This window comes from Tatumella citrea (assembly GCF_002163585.1).
Lineage (GTDB): Bacteria > Pseudomonadota > Gammaproteobacteria > Enterobacterales > Enterobacteriaceae > Tatumella > Tatumella citrea.
Genome location: NZ_CP015579.1, coordinates 899,302 through 921,586, shown reverse-complemented (window position 1 = coordinate 921,586; position 22,285 = coordinate 899,302). Strand labels below are relative to the sequence as shown.

The 22,285-nt window shown below is 38.7% G+C and carries 20 protein-coding genes; all 20 read right to left on the bottom strand.

Going from position 1 to position 22,285, the window contains the following annotated elements:
* Positions 1–91: 91 nt before the first annotated feature.
* The gene (manA, locus tag A7K98_RS04380) at positions 92–1,267 is read right to left on the bottom strand and encodes a mannose-6-phosphate isomerase (protein WP_087487476.1); all 1,176 of its coding nucleotides are present in this window, start codon (positions 1,265–1,267) and stop codon (positions 92–94) included.
* Positions 1,268–1,730: 463 nt separating this feature from the next.
* Positions 1,731–2,249 carry an iron transporter gene (locus A7K98_RS04375; protein ID WP_087487475.1) on the bottom strand — a complete coding sequence of 173 codons (519 nt, stop codon included), beginning with the start codon at positions 2,247–2,249 and terminating at the stop codon, positions 1,731–1,733.
* 965 nt (positions 2,250–3,214) lie between these two features.
* Entirely contained in the window at positions 3,215–4,633 is a 1,419-nt protein-coding gene (locus A7K98_RS04370) for a lipopolysaccharide biosynthesis protein (protein ID WP_087490358.1), read from the bottom strand.
* Positions 4,634–4,638: 5 nt separating this feature from the next.
* Positions 4,639–5,460, bottom strand: coding sequence for a glycosyltransferase family protein (locus A7K98_RS04365; protein ID WP_087487474.1), 822 nt, complete (start codon positions 5,458–5,460; stop codon positions 4,639–4,641).
* A gap of 40 nt (positions 5,461–5,500) precedes the next feature.
* Positions 5,501–6,418, bottom strand: coding sequence for a dTDP-4-dehydrorhamnose reductase (gene rfbD, locus A7K98_RS04360; RefSeq protein ID WP_232461592.1), 918 nt, complete (start codon positions 6,416–6,418; stop codon positions 5,501–5,503).
* Positions 6,411–7,316, bottom strand: coding sequence for a glycosyltransferase family 32 protein (locus A7K98_RS04355; protein ID WP_087487473.1), 906 nt, complete (start codon positions 7,314–7,316; stop codon positions 6,411–6,413). The genes rfbD and A7K98_RS04355 overlap by 8 nt, the downstream gene beginning before the upstream one ends.
* A gap of 2 nt (positions 7,317–7,318) precedes the next feature.
* Complete coding sequence (locus A7K98_RS04350; RefSeq protein ID WP_157665854.1) at positions 7,319–8,266, bottom strand: glycosyltransferase family 2 protein; 948 nt, start codon at positions 8,264–8,266, stop codon at positions 7,319–7,321.
* A 25-nt stretch (positions 8,267–8,291) separates the two neighbouring features.
* A complete protein-coding gene (locus A7K98_RS04345; protein ID WP_157665852.1) occupies positions 8,292–9,659 on the bottom strand; it encodes a hypothetical protein in 1,368 nt (455 codons plus the stop codon).
* Positions 9,660–9,670: 11 nt separating this feature from the next.
* Positions 9,671–10,411 (bottom strand): glycosyltransferase, encoded by a 741-nt coding sequence (locus A7K98_RS04340; RefSeq protein ID WP_087487470.1) that lies wholly within the window; start codon positions 10,409–10,411, stop codon positions 9,671–9,673.
* Positions 10,408–11,271: a glycosyltransferase gene (locus A7K98_RS04335; protein WP_087487469.1), complete on the bottom strand. Its 864-nt coding sequence runs from the start codon at positions 11,269–11,271 to the stop codon at positions 10,408–10,410. Before A7K98_RS04335 ends, A7K98_RS04340 begins: the two co-directional genes overlap by 4 nt.
* Before the next feature lie 5 nt (positions 11,272–11,276).
* A complete protein-coding gene (locus tag A7K98_RS04330; protein ID WP_087487468.1) occupies positions 11,277–12,374 on the bottom strand; it encodes an EpsG family protein in 1,098 nt (365 codons plus the stop codon).
* 9 nt (positions 12,375–12,383) lie between these two features.
* Positions 12,384–13,301, bottom strand: a complete 918-nt coding sequence (locus A7K98_RS04325) for a glycosyltransferase family 2 protein (protein WP_087487467.1) — start codon at positions 13,299–13,301, stop codon at positions 12,384–12,386.
* Positions 13,302–13,346: 45 nt separating this feature from the next.
* Positions 13,347–13,880 carry a dTDP-4-dehydrorhamnose 3,5-epimerase gene (gene rfbC / locus A7K98_RS04320; protein ID WP_087487466.1) on the bottom strand — a complete coding sequence of 178 codons (534 nt, stop codon included), beginning with the start codon at positions 13,878–13,880 and terminating at the stop codon, positions 13,347–13,349.
* Position 13,881: 1 nt separating this feature from the next.
* Positions 13,882–14,751 carry a glucose-1-phosphate thymidylyltransferase RfbA gene (gene rfbA / locus A7K98_RS04315; protein ID WP_087487465.1) on the bottom strand — a complete coding sequence of 290 codons (870 nt, stop codon included), beginning with the start codon at positions 14,749–14,751 and terminating at the stop codon, positions 13,882–13,884.
* A gap of 20 nt (positions 14,752–14,771) precedes the next feature.
* Positions 14,772–15,833, bottom strand: coding sequence for a dTDP-glucose 4,6-dehydratase (gene rffG, locus A7K98_RS04310; protein WP_087487464.1), 1,062 nt, complete (start codon positions 15,831–15,833; stop codon positions 14,772–14,774).
* A 63-nt stretch (positions 15,834–15,896) separates the two neighbouring features.
* Entirely contained in the window at positions 15,897–16,811 is a 915-nt protein-coding gene (locus A7K98_RS04305; protein WP_087487463.1) for a glycosyltransferase, read from the bottom strand.
* A 25-nt stretch (positions 16,812–16,836) separates the two neighbouring features.
* Positions 16,837–18,267 (bottom strand): undecaprenyl-phosphate galactose phosphotransferase WbaP, encoded by a 1,431-nt coding sequence (gene wbaP / locus A7K98_RS04300; RefSeq protein ID WP_087493472.1) that lies wholly within the window; start codon positions 18,265–18,267, stop codon positions 16,837–16,839.
* A 157-nt stretch (positions 18,268–18,424) separates the two neighbouring features.
* Complete coding sequence (locus A7K98_RS04295; protein WP_087487461.1) at positions 18,425–20,593, bottom strand: polysaccharide biosynthesis tyrosine autokinase; 2,169 nt, start codon at positions 20,591–20,593, stop codon at positions 18,425–18,427.
* A 17-nt stretch (positions 20,594–20,610) separates the two neighbouring features.
* Entirely contained in the window at positions 20,611–21,045 is a 435-nt protein-coding gene (locus A7K98_RS04290; protein ID WP_087487460.1) for an arsenate reductase/protein-tyrosine-phosphatase family protein, read from the bottom strand.
* Positions 21,046–21,047: 2 nt separating this feature from the next.
* Positions 21,048–22,184: a polysaccharide export protein gene (locus A7K98_RS04285; RefSeq protein WP_087487459.1), complete on the bottom strand. Its 1,137-nt coding sequence runs from the start codon at positions 22,182–22,184 to the stop codon at positions 21,048–21,050.
* Positions 22,185–22,285 lie beyond the last annotated feature (101 nt).

Sequence of the window (22,285 nt, the reverse complement as noted above, 5' to 3'; positions counted from 1 at the left end):
GTCTTTTAGCAGAATCAAAAAATGAGAACGGGGTTCCGGATATCAATAAAAACAGGCAGGCAGAGTTATCTCTGCCGCCAGCATAAATAATTTAGTGAACTTCGCAGCAGGCTCCGGCAAGCCGGCCCTGGCCACTCACCAGTAAAGGGCCTTCCGTTGCCGGAATAAATGCAGATTCCCCGGGCTGCAGGGTCAGTTCCTGGCCAGAGCACTGACAACGGGCAGTGCCTTCCAGACAGAAAATGATACGAGGTCCGGGCCAGGACAGCGCCTGTGGCGCGGGCTGCAGCTGATGGATAGCAAAACTAAAATCATCGACCGGTACCGGAAAACTAATTTCATTCTGTGAAATAACTGGCCGGGTCAGCAGCTGTTCCTCAGGACAACTCACAAATTCAACATTTTTCAGCAGTTCAGGAATATCGATATGCTTAGGAGTCAGCCCGGCACGCAGAACATTATTGGAGTTAGCCATAATCTCCAGCCCGCTCCCCTGCAAATAAGCATGCGGTGTTTTAGCATACAGAAACATCGCCTGACCCGGCTGCAATACCACCACGTTAAGCAACAATGGCATAAACTGCCCCATATCTGCCGGGTAGGAATGTTGCAGGCTGCGTACCGTCTGCCAGGGGTCTCCCGGCAAGTGAGCACTGACTTCAGCCAGCCTTTGCAATGCCAATTCCGCCTCACTGCCCTGCAATGAGAGTAAGGCAGCAAACAGAGCTTTTAGCCCCGCCGTATCCGGCTGAGCGATAAAGGCAGAAATTTGCGGATGTGCTTCGGTAAGCGGTTCCAGCAATCCGGCAATCTGTTCCGGCGGCCGAAAACCATTCATTGCTCTGAACGGAGTCAGGGCAAACACCAGCTCGGGTTTATGGTTGTTATCTTTATAGTTACGCAGTGGTGAACTTAACGGGATACCTGCCTGGTTCTCGCGAGCATAACCCTGTTCAGCGGCCTGTTTATCAGGATGCACCTGTACTGACAGAGGACCGCCCGCACATAATACTTTGAATAAAAAAGGCAACCCGCCAAAGCGGCGGGCCACGCTTTCGCCGAGCAATTGCTGCGGTTGTTGGCTAATCAGCTCCGCCAGACTGACGGGTTTACCGGCCACAAAAATCTGCGAACTGGCATCCGGATGCGCCCCCATCCATAATTCGGCCATCGGCAGATTTTCAGGATTATCAATACCGTATAACTCAGTTAATGCAGTTTTACTGCCCCAGTCATAATGCTGAATGGTATTAATTAATTTATTCATCACTGTTCCTTGTTGCATCTGCCCGTTTGGACTCCGGTCAAAATATAAAACATTAATTACCGTAAACCGGTAGTAAACCAACGCTAACCAACAAACATGAGATCTGGCGCAAATATTTATTAAATAAATACCATCAGGGCACTATTTGCAAAAGCAGAGCACCCCGAAAACAGTGGGAAATAATCTGAAAAAAACCTGACGCTAAAATAAAACCGGCGACGGTGTTTAGTTACGTCTTTACATCAGGCACAGGGAAAATGTATCCGGACAGCGGGTAATGATTACAGGGAAAAATAGTGACTGAATATTTGAAAGGTTACAGCGGAAAAACGGGGAACGGTGCAGGATAAAAATACTCAGGAAGAGAACCAGACAAAGCCAACCAGATAAGACGGGAAAGTGGTTCTGAGGAATTGCGGATGACTGATTAGCGGCCTGCCCGCACAGACAGGCCTGAAAACAGTTACTGTGGATAATGAAAGGTGAAGGTTTCGGTGAATGGCGCAAACCACTGTGGAATACCGGTGGCTTTATCGATGTGCCGGGCATAGCCCGCCTCATCAGGGGCATTGTATTTCAGAGTAACTTTATAGGTACCGGCACCGGCCATTTTAACACTGTGGGCGTAATGAGCTCCGTCATCCGCTGACATAGGTAACAACTGACCAAATTCCAGGAAGTTACTATCCCCCTGCTTCTGAACCACATAATCGACCGATAGATAAGGGATCCATTCACCTTCAGAAAAGCCCCATTGATTACCTTTAGTCGCATGGACATCAGTTTCGAGATGGATCACATCTTTCCCCATCACCATCGATTGTGGCGACGGGCTGGTCTCAATGTTTAGCAGATAAGAGGAAGCAATCTGCATACCCTCATGTTCGACAGGCCCGCCAATCGGATACTCTTTGGCAAAAACCGCCCCTGAAAACATTACTGATCCCAGCGCCACACTGATTAGTAACTTTGAAGATTTCATTCTGCTTACCGCTCCTGACAGTTAGCTCTCGGCTGGTACACCATGCGCCAGCCCCGCAGGCAACCTAAAGCCAACAAAAACAGATGTAAATGACAATCATTATCACATTAATGTTTTTTTACTAAAGCTTATAAAGATGTGTGCTGAGAGAGGAATGGTAATATTTGCTGATACAGTGAACATTGTCAGGGTAAACTCAGTTACGGGTCTATAGCTCAGGTTTACAAACTAATTCCAGAAAAACAAGAGTGGTCGGTTTAAATTATTAAATTAGTCGACTTCACATTATTTATAGTAAAAAATGATTATCAGTAGCAGTCTCAGGATATTTCTCAACTATCATACTACTAATCAAAAGATTAAGAATGGATTTATAAAACGTTTGGCCACAGGATGTCTTGATAAAACTTTATGTTTAAAATTTAATATTATTAATGAAGTATGTATAACTAATGGCAAATCTCTATTAGGAATCATGATTAACACCTATCAACGAATAAATAAAGAAACATCGATGGAATATCTAATGCAGAAAAACAATAATTACATATCAAAAAAAATAGGATGAAGACGATACTACAAAAGTTTTCCTATACTATTTCTGGTAATAATACTGGTATAATGAGGGACTTAATAGATTAATACATTGCAGCATACTAACATAACATATTATTTGCTTCTGAATATATATAATATCTTTTAAATACTGGGGGGGGTAATGTACAGAGAATCCAAACTTCAGGGAAGTGTTTAATAGATAACTTTAGAGGAGATGAGGTGCAACACAGCACCTGCAGTATTACAGATGCTTTTAGCAGAACACCAAAAATAATTATAACCAGTACTTGGAAGCCGACAGATGAAGTTATAAGAAATCAAGAAGAAGACAAGCAAAGGTCATGATTTATATACATAAATATAAAGGTTAACTTTAGAGTTGATTTAATCCAACTAGCCATTGTTAATTATCGTTTAAACTTTAAAGAACTCATTACCCACTTTCGTTCAACCAAGACAATTAATAATGAATATACCACAACCCCCAGTAAAATAGAGGCAACAAGGTTAACCACCTCACCTACACCTGATAAGAAATGAATTTTCGAAAATAGCACTATGATATACATTATCAAGGCACAACAAATTGGAATTATAATTACAGATAAAAACTTAACAAAACTGCCATGTAACATTTTTACTGCCAGATACATGTTAGGAAAAAACATCAAAACATTAGCAATAAAATAAAGTTTGACTAGCCAAAAAACACCAAAGAAACCACCAATAATAAAAGCACCAACTTGAAGAATAGCGTTATAAATACTTATTGACACAAGAACATTAGTTTTTCCATTGGCCATAAAAACTGACCCTGTAGTACTTACAAAAGATTGCATAATAGCCACAGGGGCAAGCCAAAAGATCAATCCTGGAACCATATCCCATTTAGGACCAAAGAAAAAACGAACAAATTCGACGCTTACAGAAGATAAACCTAACATCAAAGGCGGAGTTAATATAGAAATGGCTTTGACAACTTGCATATACGAGTTAAAAGCAGCATTTTTATCATTTTGTAATCGACTAAGGATAGGATAAAGTGAGCGTGTCAAAACAAATGTAATGTTCTGCACAGGGAAGAGCATTAACCTGTAAGAAAGAGAATATTGCCCTAGAGTGGATGCATTAGAAAATCTCCCAATAATAATTTGATCCGCATTCCTGGAAAAATAATTAATGAAATTAAATGCGACAAGCCCAGAAGTAAAAGATAACAACTCTTTTACAGCAAAAAAATTAAAACTAATAGCGCTCTTCCATTGAGAGGATACAACAAAACCAAAAGCGCTAAGAATTGAATATAAAACTACTTGAACAACTAAGCTGTAGACACCAAAACCTGAGATACATAGAATGATGGCTGTGAATAACGAAACCAAAGAGGAGACAATTTCAACCAGGCCAATTTTTTGAAATTTCGACTCCCTCTCTAATAATGCCAAATGAATAGAAGTTATACTATTTATAGGAAAAGTGAAAGCAATAATAATTAAAATGGGAACGAGTCTTAATTCGTTAAAAAAAATGGAAATAGTATGCGAGAATATAATTATACAGATACAAATCAGAGAACCAAAAATAAAATTTAACCCAAGAACTGATCTTTTCAACTCTTCAGTTACTTCTTCTCTTTGAATGATTGCCGCAGAAGAACCAAGATCTCTAATTATGTTAGTAAAATTCACAACAACGGTAGCCATGGACATAAGTCCGATTTCAGAAGGAGAAAGAAATCTGGAAAAAACAAAAATCCCAAGCATTTGGCTAGAAATTTTAACTAATTGAGAAATTGATACCCATTTTACATTATTTAATAGTCTCATTTGTATCACTTATTCTTCAAGCTTGAAATAACTAACTTTAATGTTTTATCATTCATGGTTAATGAATAACCAAGGTAGCCTAATACTTTATTTCTCACTTTACTGATTAGAGCGTTCCATTTAGTATTTCTTTTAAAGAGTGTGTTGAAACTACTAAGGGCAAAATTGTCATGTTCAATCTGTTGAACTTGTGAGTAAGCTTTCAAACATGGTAAAACTTTGGCACCACTAAGTTGCATAGAAATGCTTAGCCATATATCATCAGCCTTAGGTGCTAAACTTAAATAATCATCGGTAAAGACGAACTTGCTTAATATATGCTTCCTGGATAACATACAACCACCGACACCAGTAATTATAAAATCTTTATATAAAATTTCAGAATCGGCAACGAGAGGGAAATCATTATAACTTCTTAAGTGACCAAATATATTTCTTCTCATTTTCCGTATTCTTGAAGCAACAACATACTCACCCGAAAATTCACAAAAATGAGAATACAATTCACTCAACCACTCTCGTCCATAAATAACATCGTCGTCGGCATACACTAGAATGTCGTTATCATTACATTCCATTAGTATAGGCATTATTTTTCTATAAGGGCCAGTATTTCGAGTAAACTTAAACTCAATAATATCAGCAAAAATATTGAGTTTATCTAACCACTCAGGAACATTGTTAATTCCATCATCAGACAGATATTTGTCTTTTGAGACCCACACGATTATCTTATCTGGCTTTTTACTTTGTAAAACTAAAGAAAATAAAGTTGCTGCACATAAATCAAGTCTTGATGAAATAGTAGTAATATTAACAATTAACATCGTAATGCCTAAATAATAAATTAATGAAGGATATTTTAACTCAATTGATTAAACTTATGACTTTCATGACTGCCTTTTTCCAGTCAGATGGTGGTGTAAAATGTGATATTTTTGAAGTAGACATTACTGAAAATGATGGGCGGGCAGCCAAGGTCGGAAACTCGGAAGTAGTGATAAAGTTCACCTTTGGCTTTATCTGAATATAACCCATTTGAAATGCACACTGGAAGATATACTCCGAAAAGCCAGCCCAAGAAATCTTTTCTCCACCACAAAAATGATAGATCCCACCTGATGCATCACAATCGATCATATTATATACGGCATTTGCAATATCACCTGCATAAGTTGGGCATCCAAGCTGGTCAGAAACTACATTTATTTCATTTTTATCTCGACCTATACGAAGCATCGTTTTTAGGAAGTTATTACCGTGTTCACTGAATACCCAGGAAGTCCGGAGAATAACTGATTCTGGAAAAATACTTTGAATTAATAATTCACCGGCTAATTTTGTTTTTCCATAAACACTTCTAGGATTAACAAGGTCAGTTTCAACATATGGTTCCGATTTGTAACCATCAAAAACATAATCAGTAGAAATGTGAATTAATTTAGAACCAATATTTTTGGCGGCTATTGCAAGATTTGCTGGCCCAAAACTATTGACATTTACAGCCTGTTGACTCTCAACTTCAGCTCTATCAACAGAAGTATAGGCAGCACAATTGATAATAACATCAGGTTTATATTGTTCTACTAATGATATGACTTTTTCTCTATCACAAATATCAAGAGATTTCGAATCAAGAGGGATTAAAAGTACATTTTCTTTTCTAATATCTGTGAAACACTTACCTAATTGTCCTTTAGCTCCGGTTAGCAAAACTTTCATAATCGCCCTCACCTTTAAAATGATTTTAAAATATAATAACTTAACAAAATTAATTTTATTCATCTACACCTGAAATGACTTCACCTAAAATACTATGCTTTAAATAAATCTTTTTTTCTAGGAAAATACGAACCCAAAATCTTGTCCCACTAGTAAATTTCAAAACAGGTGGATGGTATATAGATTTAGAGGAACTGAGACATACAGCGATTGCAATAAATATTGATTTAGATTTAAATATGTAATTTAGAAAATGGCCTGTACTACCAGAATTAACCATTTGTAGATTGTATTTTCTTTTTGACAAAACCAAAGCACAAGCCACGTAACATCTAAGGTAAGACAGTTCTGGTAATCCCTGGACAATATTACTTCCTATTAGATCATCGTAATATGAATCACCTTGGTCATTAAAAATGCTTTTCTCAAATTCTTTTAACCATTCAATTATGAAATGAGACCCCGGTGGGCTCGCAATCAGCCAATTTTCAACTATCGGTTGATTAAAATCAGTAGTGCAATCGTCTGAGTAGCAGACAAACACATCATCAGCTGAGCAGCTATTAATCACCCAGTCAAAATCATCAAATAAAAAAGAAGTTGCATCGACCCAAATACCGCCATATTTCTTTAACAAATTGAGTCTAATAAGGTCTGATTTGTGGGCAGCTAAAATATTTGGTGGAAAATCGATTTTTTTTATGAAACTTGAATAATTATTTTCATCCAAAAAGTTAACTTGATACTTATTACACTTTGTCTTTATGTTTTTAATACATAAATCAACAAGAGTATCATCCCTACCAGACCCCCAATATAACCATATGATACGGGGAATGTCTGATGGCACCGAAGTTTTATTTTGGCTGAATGAGAAAGTTTTTTTTTCAATTGAAGTTACAGGACAAGCAAGTTCTTTAATTATACTAAGGAATGTTAATATTTTTTTAAAAATAACCATAATCACTTACCCTTTATTAAAATTGTGAATTTAATATAAAATAAAGTAAGCAACCTAATAAGATTCGGGGTTTTTAACCTAATAAAATCACATGTTATTAACACATCCAAAAACCTATAAAAAAAATTATTATTAAGTATATTAATAAAAGCAGTTTGTTCTTTGAAGAAAAAGTAAGCATTGAAGTCTTTAATTAGAACACATAATAACAGATGTTTCCTTATGAACGAAATTATATACTTTTCAGATTCAAGATATGTATTGATAAAATACTTACTAGCGGAAACATTCATCGTGCGACTCATTTGCATGTGTCTGTCTTTACATATACATACTTGAGGATTATCAGTATCATAACAAATCAACTCACCAGCATCGTCACATCTTATTGCAAAACCCCAATCTTGATGTTTATCTTGCAATGGATCAAAGAGTGTACCCAAATAATTTTTCTTATCGATAGATATAGTCGAACTTCTAAAATCCCCATGCTCTAGAAAAATAAAATCTCTCAAATCATTTATTTCACCGGAGAATGTAACTATGTTGTAATCAGCTTCATTATGATAGTCCTTAAATGGTCCAAAATAAATACCGGATTGATTTCTATTCATAAATTTTATTCTATCAGCGATATATTTAGGTTCAAACAAGTCATCTGAATCGAGTAAGAATACAAATCTATACTTTGATTTCGAGATTCCAATGTTTCTCGAAACAGAAGCATTAGATTTTTCGTTCTTCTGCAAAAGGATCACATTCTCGTATTTAGTTACAATTTCTTTCGTTAGATCAATATCGTTTGAAAAATCATCAATAAGAATAATTTCATAAGGAATGGATGTAGACGATGAAATTACACTTTCAATTGTTTTAGATATATAACCTGAACTATTTCTAATAGGGATTATTACTGAAACACCATACTCTAAAACTTCGTCTTTACTCATCTCAAAATACCACTTAGACAAAAAGTCATTTAATAAAATATTGAATCTGAGGTTCATTACTTTTTTTTGGCATGATCGGAATAGACCCCCTTCTCTCAGTATAGAAAACTTTGATATCAGAACTTTCAAGTGCTCTTTGTGAAATCTTAGTATTGAAAGCCTGAATTATATCACCTGAAATGTTGGTAGGATAAACATTTAAAACAACATCTTCGCAAATGTCTTTATCAAAAGATGATATAATTACTGCGTGCCCAGAATTTGAAACATATATATCACCTTTTATGGACTTACTTCCATCGCTAACCCTCAGTCCAGCACCTTTTATATTTCTGTCAGACTTTAGGCTTAAATTTATTTTGCTGGAATGATCATGAATAATAACTCCATAGAAAAAACAGTTCTCCGTTATTAAATTAATATTAACATTAGTTGAACGTGGCTCAATCTCACAGCCTGAATATGCAGACATTTTACATTTAGCATTAACAGTAACATTGTTGGACGCTGAAATCTTAATACAAGATCCCAACTGCAGATCGTTCCCCCTTACAGGGAACACTTGGCCTGAATTAACAAACTCACCATTCAAATAAATATTACATGATTTATTTATATAACACGGAAACACTGCATTTTTACAATGAACCATGCCGTTAAACATAATATCCTTTGCAGATTCTATATATAACGCATGAGAAGAGGTTGACCCTCTGGAAAATTTCAAATTAGAGATAGAATTATTTTTTTTATCTACAAGAAAATAATCATCCTCACCTCCATCTATGATAATAGAGCCGTGGAATTTCAAATTACTTCCTCTTATTTCTAACGTAGAGAGATTACCATATAGATATTCATATGTACTGCCATAGGTTCCACGCCTTCTTAAAGTACTATTATCAGAGATAATTTCAATATCATTTACTTCAATTATCCATTTTGAATCGTTATTTTTTAATCCATTGAAATATGTAGCATTTTTCCGTAAAACCAGTTTATTTCCAGGTTTCAACGATGATAAACAGCGGTTAAACGCAGGTCCATCATCAGTTTCTCCATCACCTAAACACCCAAACCATTCCGGAGTTATATAGTCTACAACTCCAATCCGGCACCAAACATAATCCTTGAAGTTACTTTCAAATGTAATGCCATTATCAATTTTTTTGTTTTTACTGCTAACCAGCTTAAAGTAACCTCCTCCCCGCTCCGTATTTTTCGAATATGAATTCAAAAAAACTACATCGCCTTCCTTCGCGTCACTAAGATTGTTAAACTCATCAACGGTCAGTATTTTTTTTTTGGTTATTTTCATCTGTTCCCACAGAGATGAAGAAGCAGCAGGAGAAAATATCATTACTGAAATTAAGAGGTTTCTTCTGGTTAGCATAATAAATCACCTTATTTATATTTTTCAGCCATATTTACCATCCCTGAAGATTCATATTTCTCTATATCCCTGCCAGTTAAACCATACATCCTTGAGTATATCGGGCCAGACGCATGTAAACACTTTATATCTTTTATTATTCCTGACTTTAACCCCAAAAATTTAAAGGCTAGTTGAATAAATCCATCCTCTCCAAATTTAAAATTAAGGTTGTATCTATTAAAAAACCATTTAATCATCATATAGTGTTTTCGCCTAAAACCTGCACACCATCCCCCGGTAGGTCCTTTCTGGATTATTTTATCTTGATAATAACAATCAATATAGTTTTCTTTTCCTGGTTTAGACCCATTTGTTAATTCATTTTGAACTACATCTAATGCAATAAAACCAAACCTTTTGAAACAAGAAAAATAATCAATGAATATATTATCTACTTCATCAGGAAACTCAATGACATCATCATCAACTTCAATAATAATAGAACCTGACGCTTCTGCAAAAAGTTTTTTATATGCATTAATCCCTGAATTAACTTCATTTCTGAATATTTTAATCCCAATAAAATCCTTGTAGTCTCTTTCAAACTCTTGCATGAATTTATATGAGTCATCATCAGAGCAATTATCCATAATTATTATTTCACATTCTGTTTTTTTTTGTATGGCGTTATATAAAGCAGGCAAACACATTTTTAAAAAAACTTCGCGATTCCAGGTTAAAATAACAAAGCTAACATTAGTTTTTTTCATTTAATACTTCCTAGTTTACCTATACAAGAATGAAAAAAGCCAAGCATCATATATTTTATTTTTCTAGCTTTATCTTCTTCGTATAAAACAGTACATAATACTTCGTGTATAATTCTTAAAACATTTAGGTAGAAATACCCGGGTGATTTAAAAAAATACTTCCACGACAAGTGTGTACCATTCCTTACTATATAATATTTTCTTATATAGTTATGGTTGTTCGGTTTCAGCGTCACTCCCATAAATTTGAAAACGCGCCTATCTCCTATTGCATGTTCTAGACAGATTTCGTAATTAATATATATAACTTCATTCCTGACGTAAGCTTTCAGACAAATCTCTGTATCAACATGGTCAATAATATAATTTTCATTGACCCCAGATATCTCATCCCAAAAATCTTTTGAAATCCCCATCCCTGAACTGATGGCAAAAGTTGTAAAATCCGAGTCATTAACAACGTCATATCCGAATTTTTTTAAATGAACAAACTTTGCATAGGTGTTTGAATTAACATCAATAAAATTGGAACACACTATTTTAGCTTTTTTATCTAGTATAAAAGCTTCCATCGAATTGAAATATATATCAGGAACAACAGAATCCTGATCAAAGGTGAATACATAACTTATATTATCAGATGTATTTTCAATTCCTCTCGCAATAGCTCCAGCAATACCTCCTTTATTCTTGTTATGTATGTAGTTGCAACCAATAACATTATCAAAAAAATCTGTTTTTTCTTTAGAATTATCAATTATTATCCATTCCACTGTATCGAACTTTCTACAATAACCCTTAATCTTGTCCAGTTCGGATTCCCCAGGATTGTACAATATAAATAATGATGCCATCTTCATCTTAACTATCCTTTGAATAATTTAATGCTTGATAATACCCAAATAATCGAAAGCAGTATTGTTCCAAAACCAAATACATCCATACCTATTTTCTTATAAAGATAGTTTTTATTTAAAAAGTAAAAACTTTCGATGAAAAATAATATATCAAATATCGCAAAGTATTCAACAAATCTTAATGCTATTGCATCATTCGATCTGAATGCCACACTTAAAATTATTGAAATACATACTGTGTAGACAAGATATATATATTCTTTTTCCCAATCTTTTTTTCTAACAATGAGCACTGTGGACACAAGAATAAGTATGACAAACTTTAACATAAAGTATGTGGTAATAATCCTTGTAGCTTTAACACCGTATGCCCCATTTAAATACGGTAATAGTCTGTTGTATACGATTGGAATCGACTGGAAAAAATTTATTATCACATCAGGATTAACTAGCAAACCAAGAAATATAAATGACAATAATAAAACTAGTATTATTTTCATTGATAGACTTTTTCTTGGAAGTAATCTACATAAAAGTGGTATCACACAGAAAACTGCGGAAATATGGAACAATGCCGCAACTATAATCAGCAAAAAAGCTTTTATATATTTATCTTCTGAAAATAAAAAATAACCTATTGTGCTTAGTATTATTGCTACTGAAAATCGGACCTGTGTAAAGTCATGAACAAAGTAAAATCTAGAATAATACACTAGTAATATAACAAAAATATATCGTCTAAACTTTTCAGATCTTAGTAAGAACATTAATGAACTGATAGATATCAGGCAGAAGAAGAAATTCATATAGTCATATGAAAGACCTAACCAATTAAAAAATCTAGACATAAAATAAAATGCTGGATCTTTTAGTGATACCCATGACTCCCCAAATACTTCTAATTTAGAGCGTCCATACCAGTCTTCAAACATATCATAATCTGGTGAATACTCAGGTCCAAACTCATAAACTATCAAGGATAGAGTTATTGCCACTATACTTGATAGTAACAAATACTGATTTTTATTTAATGTTATCCCTTTCAAACCTATTAATGCTAGAGATGCTAAAATTAAATAGCATATCCATATTACGGCGTAAAACATCGTTCACTCCTAGCGTGGAATCTTACCCATTTTGTTTTTTATCCCATCTACTAGACCTTGCATCATAAGACTTAACTTATGCAGTCTTTGATCTTCGAATAAAACTAATTTTATCAACATTTTTATATTATTATTGATATCGAAAATCACCCAAATTGGTTTTTCTCTTATATATTTTTTATATAAATATATTGAGTTCCTAATCATATAATAGCGTCGAATACCATTATGATTAGTTGGTCTTACATCTCTACCAAGAAAAGATCCTTTTGATTGATCGCCTAATTTATGATATAGCATTGCATTATTAGATACATATATATTATACCCATTGACTAAACTCCTAATACAATACTCTGTATCCACTTGATCTATAAACAGATTATCCATAAAGCATCCTTGACTTTCCCAGATATCTAAATTTATATAACAGCCTGAAGATATAAGTATTGAAACTTCACAATCTTTTTCTGGTATTATATATTTCCATTTGCTATTACTGAACTTTATGAATTTAATTCTATTATCTTTATCCGAACAGTCAATTTGATTTGCCCCGATCATTGAAGCTTTCTTTTTTCCATCTTTGGAAATAATATCAACATTTTCTTTAGTTAATATCATTTCAAGAATAAATTTTTCATTTATTCTTGAGTCCTGGTCAAAAGTAAAAGCCCACTGGTATCCTTTTTTCTTAGCTGAACGAAGACCTTGATTTAATGCTGTCGCTATACCTACATTCGATTCATTTAAAATGAAAAAAACTGTATTTTCGGAATAAAAATGTTCTTGTAACTTCTTAATTCTCTCATTATCACTACCATTATCAACTACAATAACTTGAGAACTCTGAGCTAACAATTCTGCGATGAGATTTATAGTTCCTGGTTCTGGCTGATATGTGACAATAATTGATATAAATTCCACTTTATATTTCCTAGTCCCTCCAGTTGAAACCTGGAGGGCTCTTAATTAGAATTCAGATAATTTCTGTCCGTTACTGTCTTTTTCTGAAAGCAAAGGTTCAAAATCTATAGGCCACTCAATGCCCACTTCTGGGTCATTCCAGGCCAGACAGCCCTCAAAACCCGGGGTATAGTAATCGGTACATTTATATTCAAAGTCTGCGATATCTGAAAGTACCACAAAGCCATGCGCCAGACCGGGTGGGATCCAGAACTGAGTTTTATTTTCCTCAGAAAGGAGCACCCCTTCCCACTGACCATAGGTCGGCGAGTCTTTACGGATATCTACGGCAACGTCAAACACCTCACCACGTACTACCCGCACCAGCTTACCCTGCGCATGTTTGGTCTGGAAATGCAGCCCGCGCAATACTCCCTTAGAAGAGCGCGAATGATTATCCTGAACAAAGTCAAAATCGATATTCAGCATTTGTTGGTAGCGTTTTTTCTCAAACGTTTCGAGGAAGAAACCACGTTCATCACCGAATACTTTTGGCTGGATAATTTTTACATCGGCAATTTTGGTATCAATAACCTGCATGTTAGTTCCCTTCAATCATACGTTGTAAATATTGTCCGTAGCCGGTTTTTGCCAGTAATTTTGCCTGTACCTGCACCTGCTGTTTAGTGAGCCAGCCTTTTTTATAGGCAATCTCTTCCAGACAAGCGACTTTGTAGCCCTGACGCTTCTCGATGGTATGAATAAATGATGATGCTTCTAACAGGCTGTCATGGGTACCGGTATCCAGCCAGGCAAATCCACGACCTAGCTTCTCTACATGCAGGGAATTCTTCTCAAGATACATTTCATTGAGGGTGGTGATTTCCAGTTCACCACGTTCTGATGGTTTAACCTGTTTAGCCATCTCCACCACATCTTTGTCATAGAAGTAGAGGCCGGTTACAGCCCAGTTAGATTTTGGTTTAGCTGGCTTTTCTTCAAGAGAAATTGCGCGGTTATTTTCATCGAATTCAACTACACCAAAACGTTCAGGATCCATCACCTGATAACCAAAGACTGTCGCACCTTCGTTACGCTGAACCACGTTTTCCAGTTTACGTCCAAAGCTTTCGCCAAAGTAGATATTATCGCCTAATACCAGCGCACAGCTGTCGCCATTGATAAACTCTTCGCCGATAATAAAGGCCTGAGCCAGGCCGTCCGGGCTAGGCTGAATTGCATAAGAGAAACTGACACCAAACTGGCTACCGTCACCCAGCAGACGTTTAAAACCTGGCATATCATCAGGCGTCGAGATAATCAGAATCTCGCGAATGCCGGCCAGCATTAATACCGAGATAGGATAAAACACCATCGGTTTATCGTAGATCGGCATCAGCTGTTTTGAGACGCCCTGAGTAATTGGATATAAGCGGGTACCGGAACCACCGGCTAATACAATACCTTTCATGTAATTTCTTTTCCTGTTAATCAGATTGAACCAAGACGTTCGCCGGCGTATGAACCGTCCAGCACCCGTTGCCACCAGGTCTGATTGTTCAGATACCATTCCACTGTTTTGCGGATTCCGGTTTCAAACGTTTCGGCCGGAGTCCAGCCCAGTTCACGCTCAATTTTGGAAGCATCGATAGCATAACGCAGGTCATGGCCAGGACGATCTTTTACATAGGTAATTAAGTCAGTATAGCTGGCGACTCCTGCTGGTTTGTTCGGAACCAGTTCCTCCAGTAAGCCGCAGATGGTTTTCACTACATCAATATTTTTGCGCTCGTTATGACCACCGATATTATAGGTTTCACCCACTTCACCTTTAGTTACTACGGTGTAAAGCGCACGGGCATGATCTTCAACATACAACCAGTCGCGGATCTGGCTGCCATTGCCATATACCGGTAATGGTTTTCCCGCTACCGCGTTAAGGATAATCAGCGGGATCAGCTTTTCCGGAAAGTGATAAGGACCGTAGTTATTTGAACAGTTGGTGACAATGGTCGGTAAACCATAGGTACGCAGCCAGGCTCTTACCAGATGATCACTGGAAGCTTTAGAGGCTGAATACGGGCTGCTTGGTGCATAGGGTGTAGTCTCAGTAAACAGGTCGTCGGTCCCCTCCAGATCACCATACACTTCATCGGTAGAAATATGGTGGAAACGGAAAGCCTGTTTTTCCGCCTCACTGAGTGTATTCCAGTACTGACGGGTCGCTTCCAGCAGCGTATAAGTACCCACCATATTTGTCTCGATAAATGCCGCAGGACCATCGATAGAACGATCAACATGGCTTTCGGCAGCGAGGTGCATTACTGCATCTGGCTGATATTTACTAAATAACGCATCCAGTGCCTGACGATCACAGATATTAACCTGTTCAAAATGATAGCGTGGATTATCGGCAACTTCTGCCAGTGATTCCAGGTTGCCGGCATAGGTCAGGCTATCAACCACTATCGCCTCATCCCGGGTATTATTAATAATATTGCGTACCACAGCTGAACCAATAAACCCTGCACCACCGGTGACTATAATCTTCATATGAACTATTAACCCTCTTACCAGATTTACTATTTGGAATTTAATATTAATAAAACGCCCAAGCTACTTGTTAGTCCAATACCGCTTATGCATACTTAATTTTTTTATTACCCCTGCCGGTATTTTTTTATATTTCTGACCAAGTTTATAGCCAACAATCTTCATAAAATTATTCAGACATGCAACCGGGATATACCATAATCCATGTTTTATCAGATAGCGAAACTCAGAAAGAATAAATTTCTTACCTTCTCCGCCCGCGCCACCAAACTGCTGGCGTATCCAGGGTTCATCGGTATGAAATACACCAATATCAAAGTAGCGGCGAAACTCCTCGGCCGGAGTATAATTATGTGAATGTTTGACCTGAGCCTGTGCAGCATAAGCTACCTTATATCCGGCCAGTACTGCTTTAGCGGTAAAATACATATCTTCACACAAGATAGTTTCAAGCGGGAAACCACCAATTTCCTTATAAACATCGGTACGGTAGGCGGAAAAGGAATTTGACATAAATGCCACTTTAATTCCTTTCTGCGGGATATCATGCTGGCTATAAATATGGCTTACCGGGGGGTAGTTAAACAGTCGGGCATGCTGTGCCAGTGGGTTAGCATCATCATGCGGTAGTTGTCGTCCGTAAGCGCAAGCGACCTGCGGATCAGAGAACACACTAATGATATTTTCGATAAATCCGGGCTGAGGTATTGCATCCTGGGTCAGGAAAATCACTACATCATAATGCCCGGACTGCATTTGTAATGCCTGATTGCGTGTACCACCATGATTAAATTCGGCGCTGCTGATGGTAAGCACATCAAACCCCGCCTGCCTGGCAATTTCTACACTGTTATCTTTACTCGAAGAATCAATCACCTGAACATGCAGGTTATCCGGGGCATATTTTTTTAGATTATCAACGCATTGTTGCCAAACCGTCCCGCCATTATATACCGGAATTGCTACAAAATAGTTCATGGTATTTATCTTAAATCCTTAGCGATTAATAAGCGCCATCACGCTTCAGTACCACACCGACTGTTTTAAAGAGAATGGCAATATCGTTCCACATCGACCAGTTTTTAACATACCAGGCATCAAAATAGACCCGGGTTTCATAGTCAACATCACTGCGCCCGCTAACCTGCCAGAGTCCGGTCATACCTGGTTTACTCATCAGATAGTAATCGACCTGATCATGGTAACGCTCCAGTTCTTCCTGAATAATCGGCCGGGGTCCCACCAGGCTCATTTCGCCTTTTAGGACATTAAATAACTGCGGCAGTTCATCCATACTGGTACGGCGTAGTACTGCACCAATCCTGGTAATCCGCGGGTCATTTTTCAGTTTAAAGGTGGCATCCCATTCAGCCTTTGCTTCAGGGTCTGTAGCCAGTAGTTCTTCAAGTAATTCTTTTGAATTCACTGCCATAGATCTGAACTTCAGACATTTAAATGGTTTACCGTGTTTACCAATTCGTTCATGCCCATAAATCGCCGGACCACCGTCTTTTTTAACTTTACTGCGGATATATAGCAGTAGTGGGGATAACAGCACAATAATCGCCAGGGAAGCAAAGATATCAAACCCTCGTTTCAGAAAACGTGATGACCATTTTGCCAGGCTCTGATGTACCCTGAAAATCATTACTTCATGGCTAAAAATAAACGACATATCGGTACTGTCCAGTGGCACACCACGCAGCGTTGGGATTACCGAGACATAACGATAACCTTTAATCATCATTTCACGCAGCCAGGTATTACGCAGTTCACTCTGATGATTCTCTACCGCCACAATAAACTGCAAGCGTTTATCTACCCCGTTACCCAGCCATGTAGTATCACAATGTAATAATGGGATACCGTGCAATTCCTTTTCTTCAGCGAACTGGTCTTCGGTATTAATAAATCCGGTGACCCGAAATCCCAGATTTTTTTCGCTGGTTATCGCCTGAAAAGCATCGATAGCATTTTTTCCACTACCAATAATTATTGCATCACGCCGCCAGATGCCTGCTTTATCCAGTAGTTTCTTGGTCAGCATACGCAGTGCCGGAACCATAATCAGTACTAAAATCCATGTCAGCACCCATAAATAGCGGGAAAAATACCATTTAGCAAAAGCCACAATCGCAATTTCAAATACCGCAAAAATAACTAATGTGCGCAGTATCTCTTTCAGTTCAAACCAGAAGGTCTTGCGATAAAAATAGTGACGCAGACGCATGGCAAACCAGCCAATACAAACCAGTGCCAACATCCAGTGCAGGCTAATCCAGCCTTCGGTTGGCTCCTCAGGGATCCGGTCACTAAAATGGCTAAGCGTAAGATGTAATATCCCCATAGCGATATAAATTGCCAGGGTAAAACCGATAAAATCTGAGAGGATCAGTATTACACTGACCCAGAAATTTCGGGTTAGACGCGTCATGGTTTTCCTTACCAGTATCCCGTAACAGGGTGGTATAAAGTGTTTGCAGGCAGATGAAATTATGCCGGATGGTGCTGAATATTCGCCGGTCAGATAAGTATTTTAGTCAGAGACTGCAGCCCGAGGGCTGCAGTGGTATTTCTTGCTCGTCTTACACTTATTTCTGTTTTTCGTCGTAAGAATAACCATAGTGGCTATAACCGTAGCCATAGTAGCTGCTGGCTTTTTTGATCACGCCGTTCAGGATACAACCTTTAATATCTACCCCGCTCTGCTCAAAGCGACGAATACTGACCTCAAGTTCTTTGGCGGTATTCTGCTCAAAACGGGCGACCAGCAGAGTGGTTCCGGCATAACGACCAATAACTGCCGCATCAGTTACCGCCAGAATTGGCGGGGTATCCACCAGCACCAGATCATAGTTCTCACTGGCCCAGTCAATTAACTGCTGGAAACGGGAATGCATTAACAGTTCCGCGGGATTCGGTGGTATTGCCCCACGGGCAATAAAGTCAAATCCTGCCGCTGTAACCGGCTTAATCCCCTGAGCAATAGTTGATTTTCCTGACAGAATATCCGATAAGCCATGGTCAACGCTGTGATTAAAGATCTGGTGCGCATAGCCTTTGCGCATATCCGCATCGATAAAAAGTACCCGCTGTCCCCCCTGAGCAATGACTGCGGCCAGGTTGGTGGTGACAAAGGTTTTACCGGCATTCGGGCTGGCACCGGAGATCATCAGCACATTATTGCGTGCTTCCATCATGGCAAAATGCAGGCTGGTGCGCAGACTTCGTATGGCCTCGATAGCAAGATCAGCCGGATTATCAATGGCCAGGAAGCTGGTATTCTCTTTCTGTTTGCCTTTAGCTTTCAGAGAACGCTTGGGAGTCTGGCGCGCCATCCATTCAGATACCGGCACACTGGCATAAACATTAATCCCCAGTTCTTCCAGCTGTTCTGGTGATTCAATACCACGGCGTAAAAATACTCTGAGCAGAACAAGAGCTATTGATATAAAACTTCCAAGTACAATACCAATCAATACTATTATTTTTTTATTTGGCTTAATTGGCTGAGGTTCCGTTACCGCATCATCAATAATACGTACATTACCAATTGCACTGTTTTTAGCAATATTCAGTTCCTGTTGTCTATTAAGTAACTGCATATACACAGCTCGTCCAGACTCAACGTCACGACTCAACCTTAGAACTTCTTGCTGTGTTGCTGGCATTGCAGAGACTTGTTTATTAAGTTGAGCTTTTTCTTGCTGCAGAGTTTTGCGTTTTTCCAGCAATGCCTTATAGGTCGGATGGTCCTTGGTAAATAACTGCGAGACTTCAGCTTCTCTGAAAGTTAACTGATTCAGTTGATTATCAACATTGACTACCTGATCCAGCGTTGAACGGGCTTGTAAGTTTAAGTCCACTGAATCACTGCGTTTACGGTAAGCACTCAGTTTATCTTCTGCGGTATCCAGATCAGCCCTAACCTGTGGTAATTGCTGATTAAGAAAATCGAGGCTTTTGGTATCCTGAGCTGCCTGACGGGCAATATTTTGTGCCAGGTAATTATCACTAATGCTTCTGAGTATTTGTTGAATTACATCAGGCTCAGTTCCGGTGAGGGTAAGATTTAGCATACCTGTATCTTTGCCCTGATCTGCCGCGACAAACGCTTGTTGCAGATTATTTATAGCACTTAGACGTGTCAGGTAATTTATATTGAATATTGTACCTGTTTTTGCTTCCAGGTTAGTAATCATTAAAGATACACCCGGTAATTGCACAAGTTGACCAACTTGCCCTTTTATCAGATTTCCATTCTCAGACAATGTAAAATTACCATCATTACCTGCCGTTAAAGTTAAAGTTGGTGTTTTACCATTCTGATTTTCGACGAAAATTCGTCCAACAACAAGTTTTCCGGGCTTATTACCCGTTAATCTGGACCAACCACGACCAAAAATAGGAAAATATTTTTGGCTGACCTGCGCTTGCAAATTTAAATCATCAACAGTTTTGCCTAAAATCATCCTTGATTGCAGAAGTGCAATTTCGGGTGCTGACTCCGGTTGAGTATTTGGTAACATTTGACTCAGGCTGTTCAAAATAGCGTTACCTTGTTTTTGCTCAACCTGAATCAGTGCGTCCGCCTGATAGACCGGGGTGGCAAACAGTGCATAGAGAATTGCCATTACGGTAAATACCGCAGTCACACTAATAATCAGTTTACGGTGATCAATTATTTCGCCAACCAGACGTCCCAGATCGATTTCATCAGAGTCCGGACTGGCCGGTTTATTAGTTAAAGAGGGAGACATGTATTTACTTCCTAAAGTTAACCGCCCAGTTTACCGGCCCAGCTGTTACATGCCTGGTCCAGTAACTGATAGACAAATTCAAACGCTTCCATACTCTGCCGGTACGGGTCGGGAATCTCTTTATTAGACAGCCAGTGACCGATTAATAAGGTTTTACCACGTGCTTCCGGGGCGATTTTAGTCACCTGTTCGATATGGTGTTTTTCCATTACAAGAATCAGATCATACTGACGTCCCAGAGTACCGGTAAACTGTCGGCCTTTATGCCCTTCCAGTGACAGATTATGTTTTTCTGCCACCGCTATTGCCGAACTGTCGGCCGCATGGTCCACCAGCGCCCCGACCCCGGCCGAATCGATCTTTTTACCGGGCAATGCCCGGCGTAACATCCTCTCACCTATCGGTGAACGGCAGATATTACCGGTGCAGACCACCAGAATAGAATTAAACATAATTATTTGAGATCCTTATAATAATTAGCAGTCTCGGTTATGTTGTATACTCCGGTAATAGTTGGCAGTAACTGTGAAATTACACGGTTCCAACGGACAATTGGTGCAGCGGTGACGTAAACAATATCATAGGGCTGTAACTGGAATTCACTGGCCATTACCATGGTGGAGGCATCTTTGGCATTTAACTGATAAATATTAGCGATACGGCCATCTTTTTCTTTCGGTATTCTCCTTACAACAAAAATCCCCGATGCATCAGATGTGGACTGGTTGATTCCTTGAGCATTACCCAGCGCCTCAGCCAGTGTCATACCACTGCGGTCCATCTTCAGGGTGCTTTGCTGACCGACATCACCCATTACAAATACTTTCTGATCGTCATTGCGCGGTACAAACAGAATATCGCCAGGGTAGAGCAGATGGTTCTCCATCAGATCACCTTTCTGCATCAGTGCCTGCAGGGAAATAACAATATCCTTACCATTATGCGTCAGTACCACATGGCGCCAGTCGGCGTCTGCTGTCAGGCCTCCGGCGGCGTTAATTGCATCCATAATGGTAAGCGGTACATTGGTAATCGCCTGCTGGCCTGATTTGGTGACTTCACCGGTCACATAGGCTTTTTGTGAACGGAAAGCCGCCACACTAACATCGACTTGCGGGCTTTCGATATAGGTGGCTAAACGGCGGGCCAGTTCACTTCGCACCTCATTAAGAGTCTGTCCTTCCACATGCACTTTACCAATATAAGGATAGAAAATATCACCGTCAGCCCCCACCCAGTTGCCGGTGTCACTGGCACTGCGGTAGGTACCGGCCGGGGTGGTCAGCTCCGGATGGTCATAGACGGTAATCATCAGTACATCGCCGGGACCGATACGATACTGATAGCTACTCAGCAGGCTGTCCAGTTGTGGATTAGGCTGTGCCAGTACCGGTTTAGGGCGTAGCTGATCGATTAAATCCGGAGTCATCGGGTAGACATTAACCAGTTTATCCCAGTCATAGTCACTGTCCGGCAGTTCAACGGTATTTTTACGCAGGCTGTTTAGCCCCTGACCGGGGATGATAGTACAACCGCTCAGCAGGCCCACCAGGGCTGCAGCGGCTGTTAATTTCAGTACGGTTGTTTTCATCAATTTATTTCATCAGTTATTATTAGACACTGCTGACTTTTACCTGTCCCTGGCTGTTCTGCATTATATCAGCGGCAATCCCTGCCACTGGCTGTTGTAAT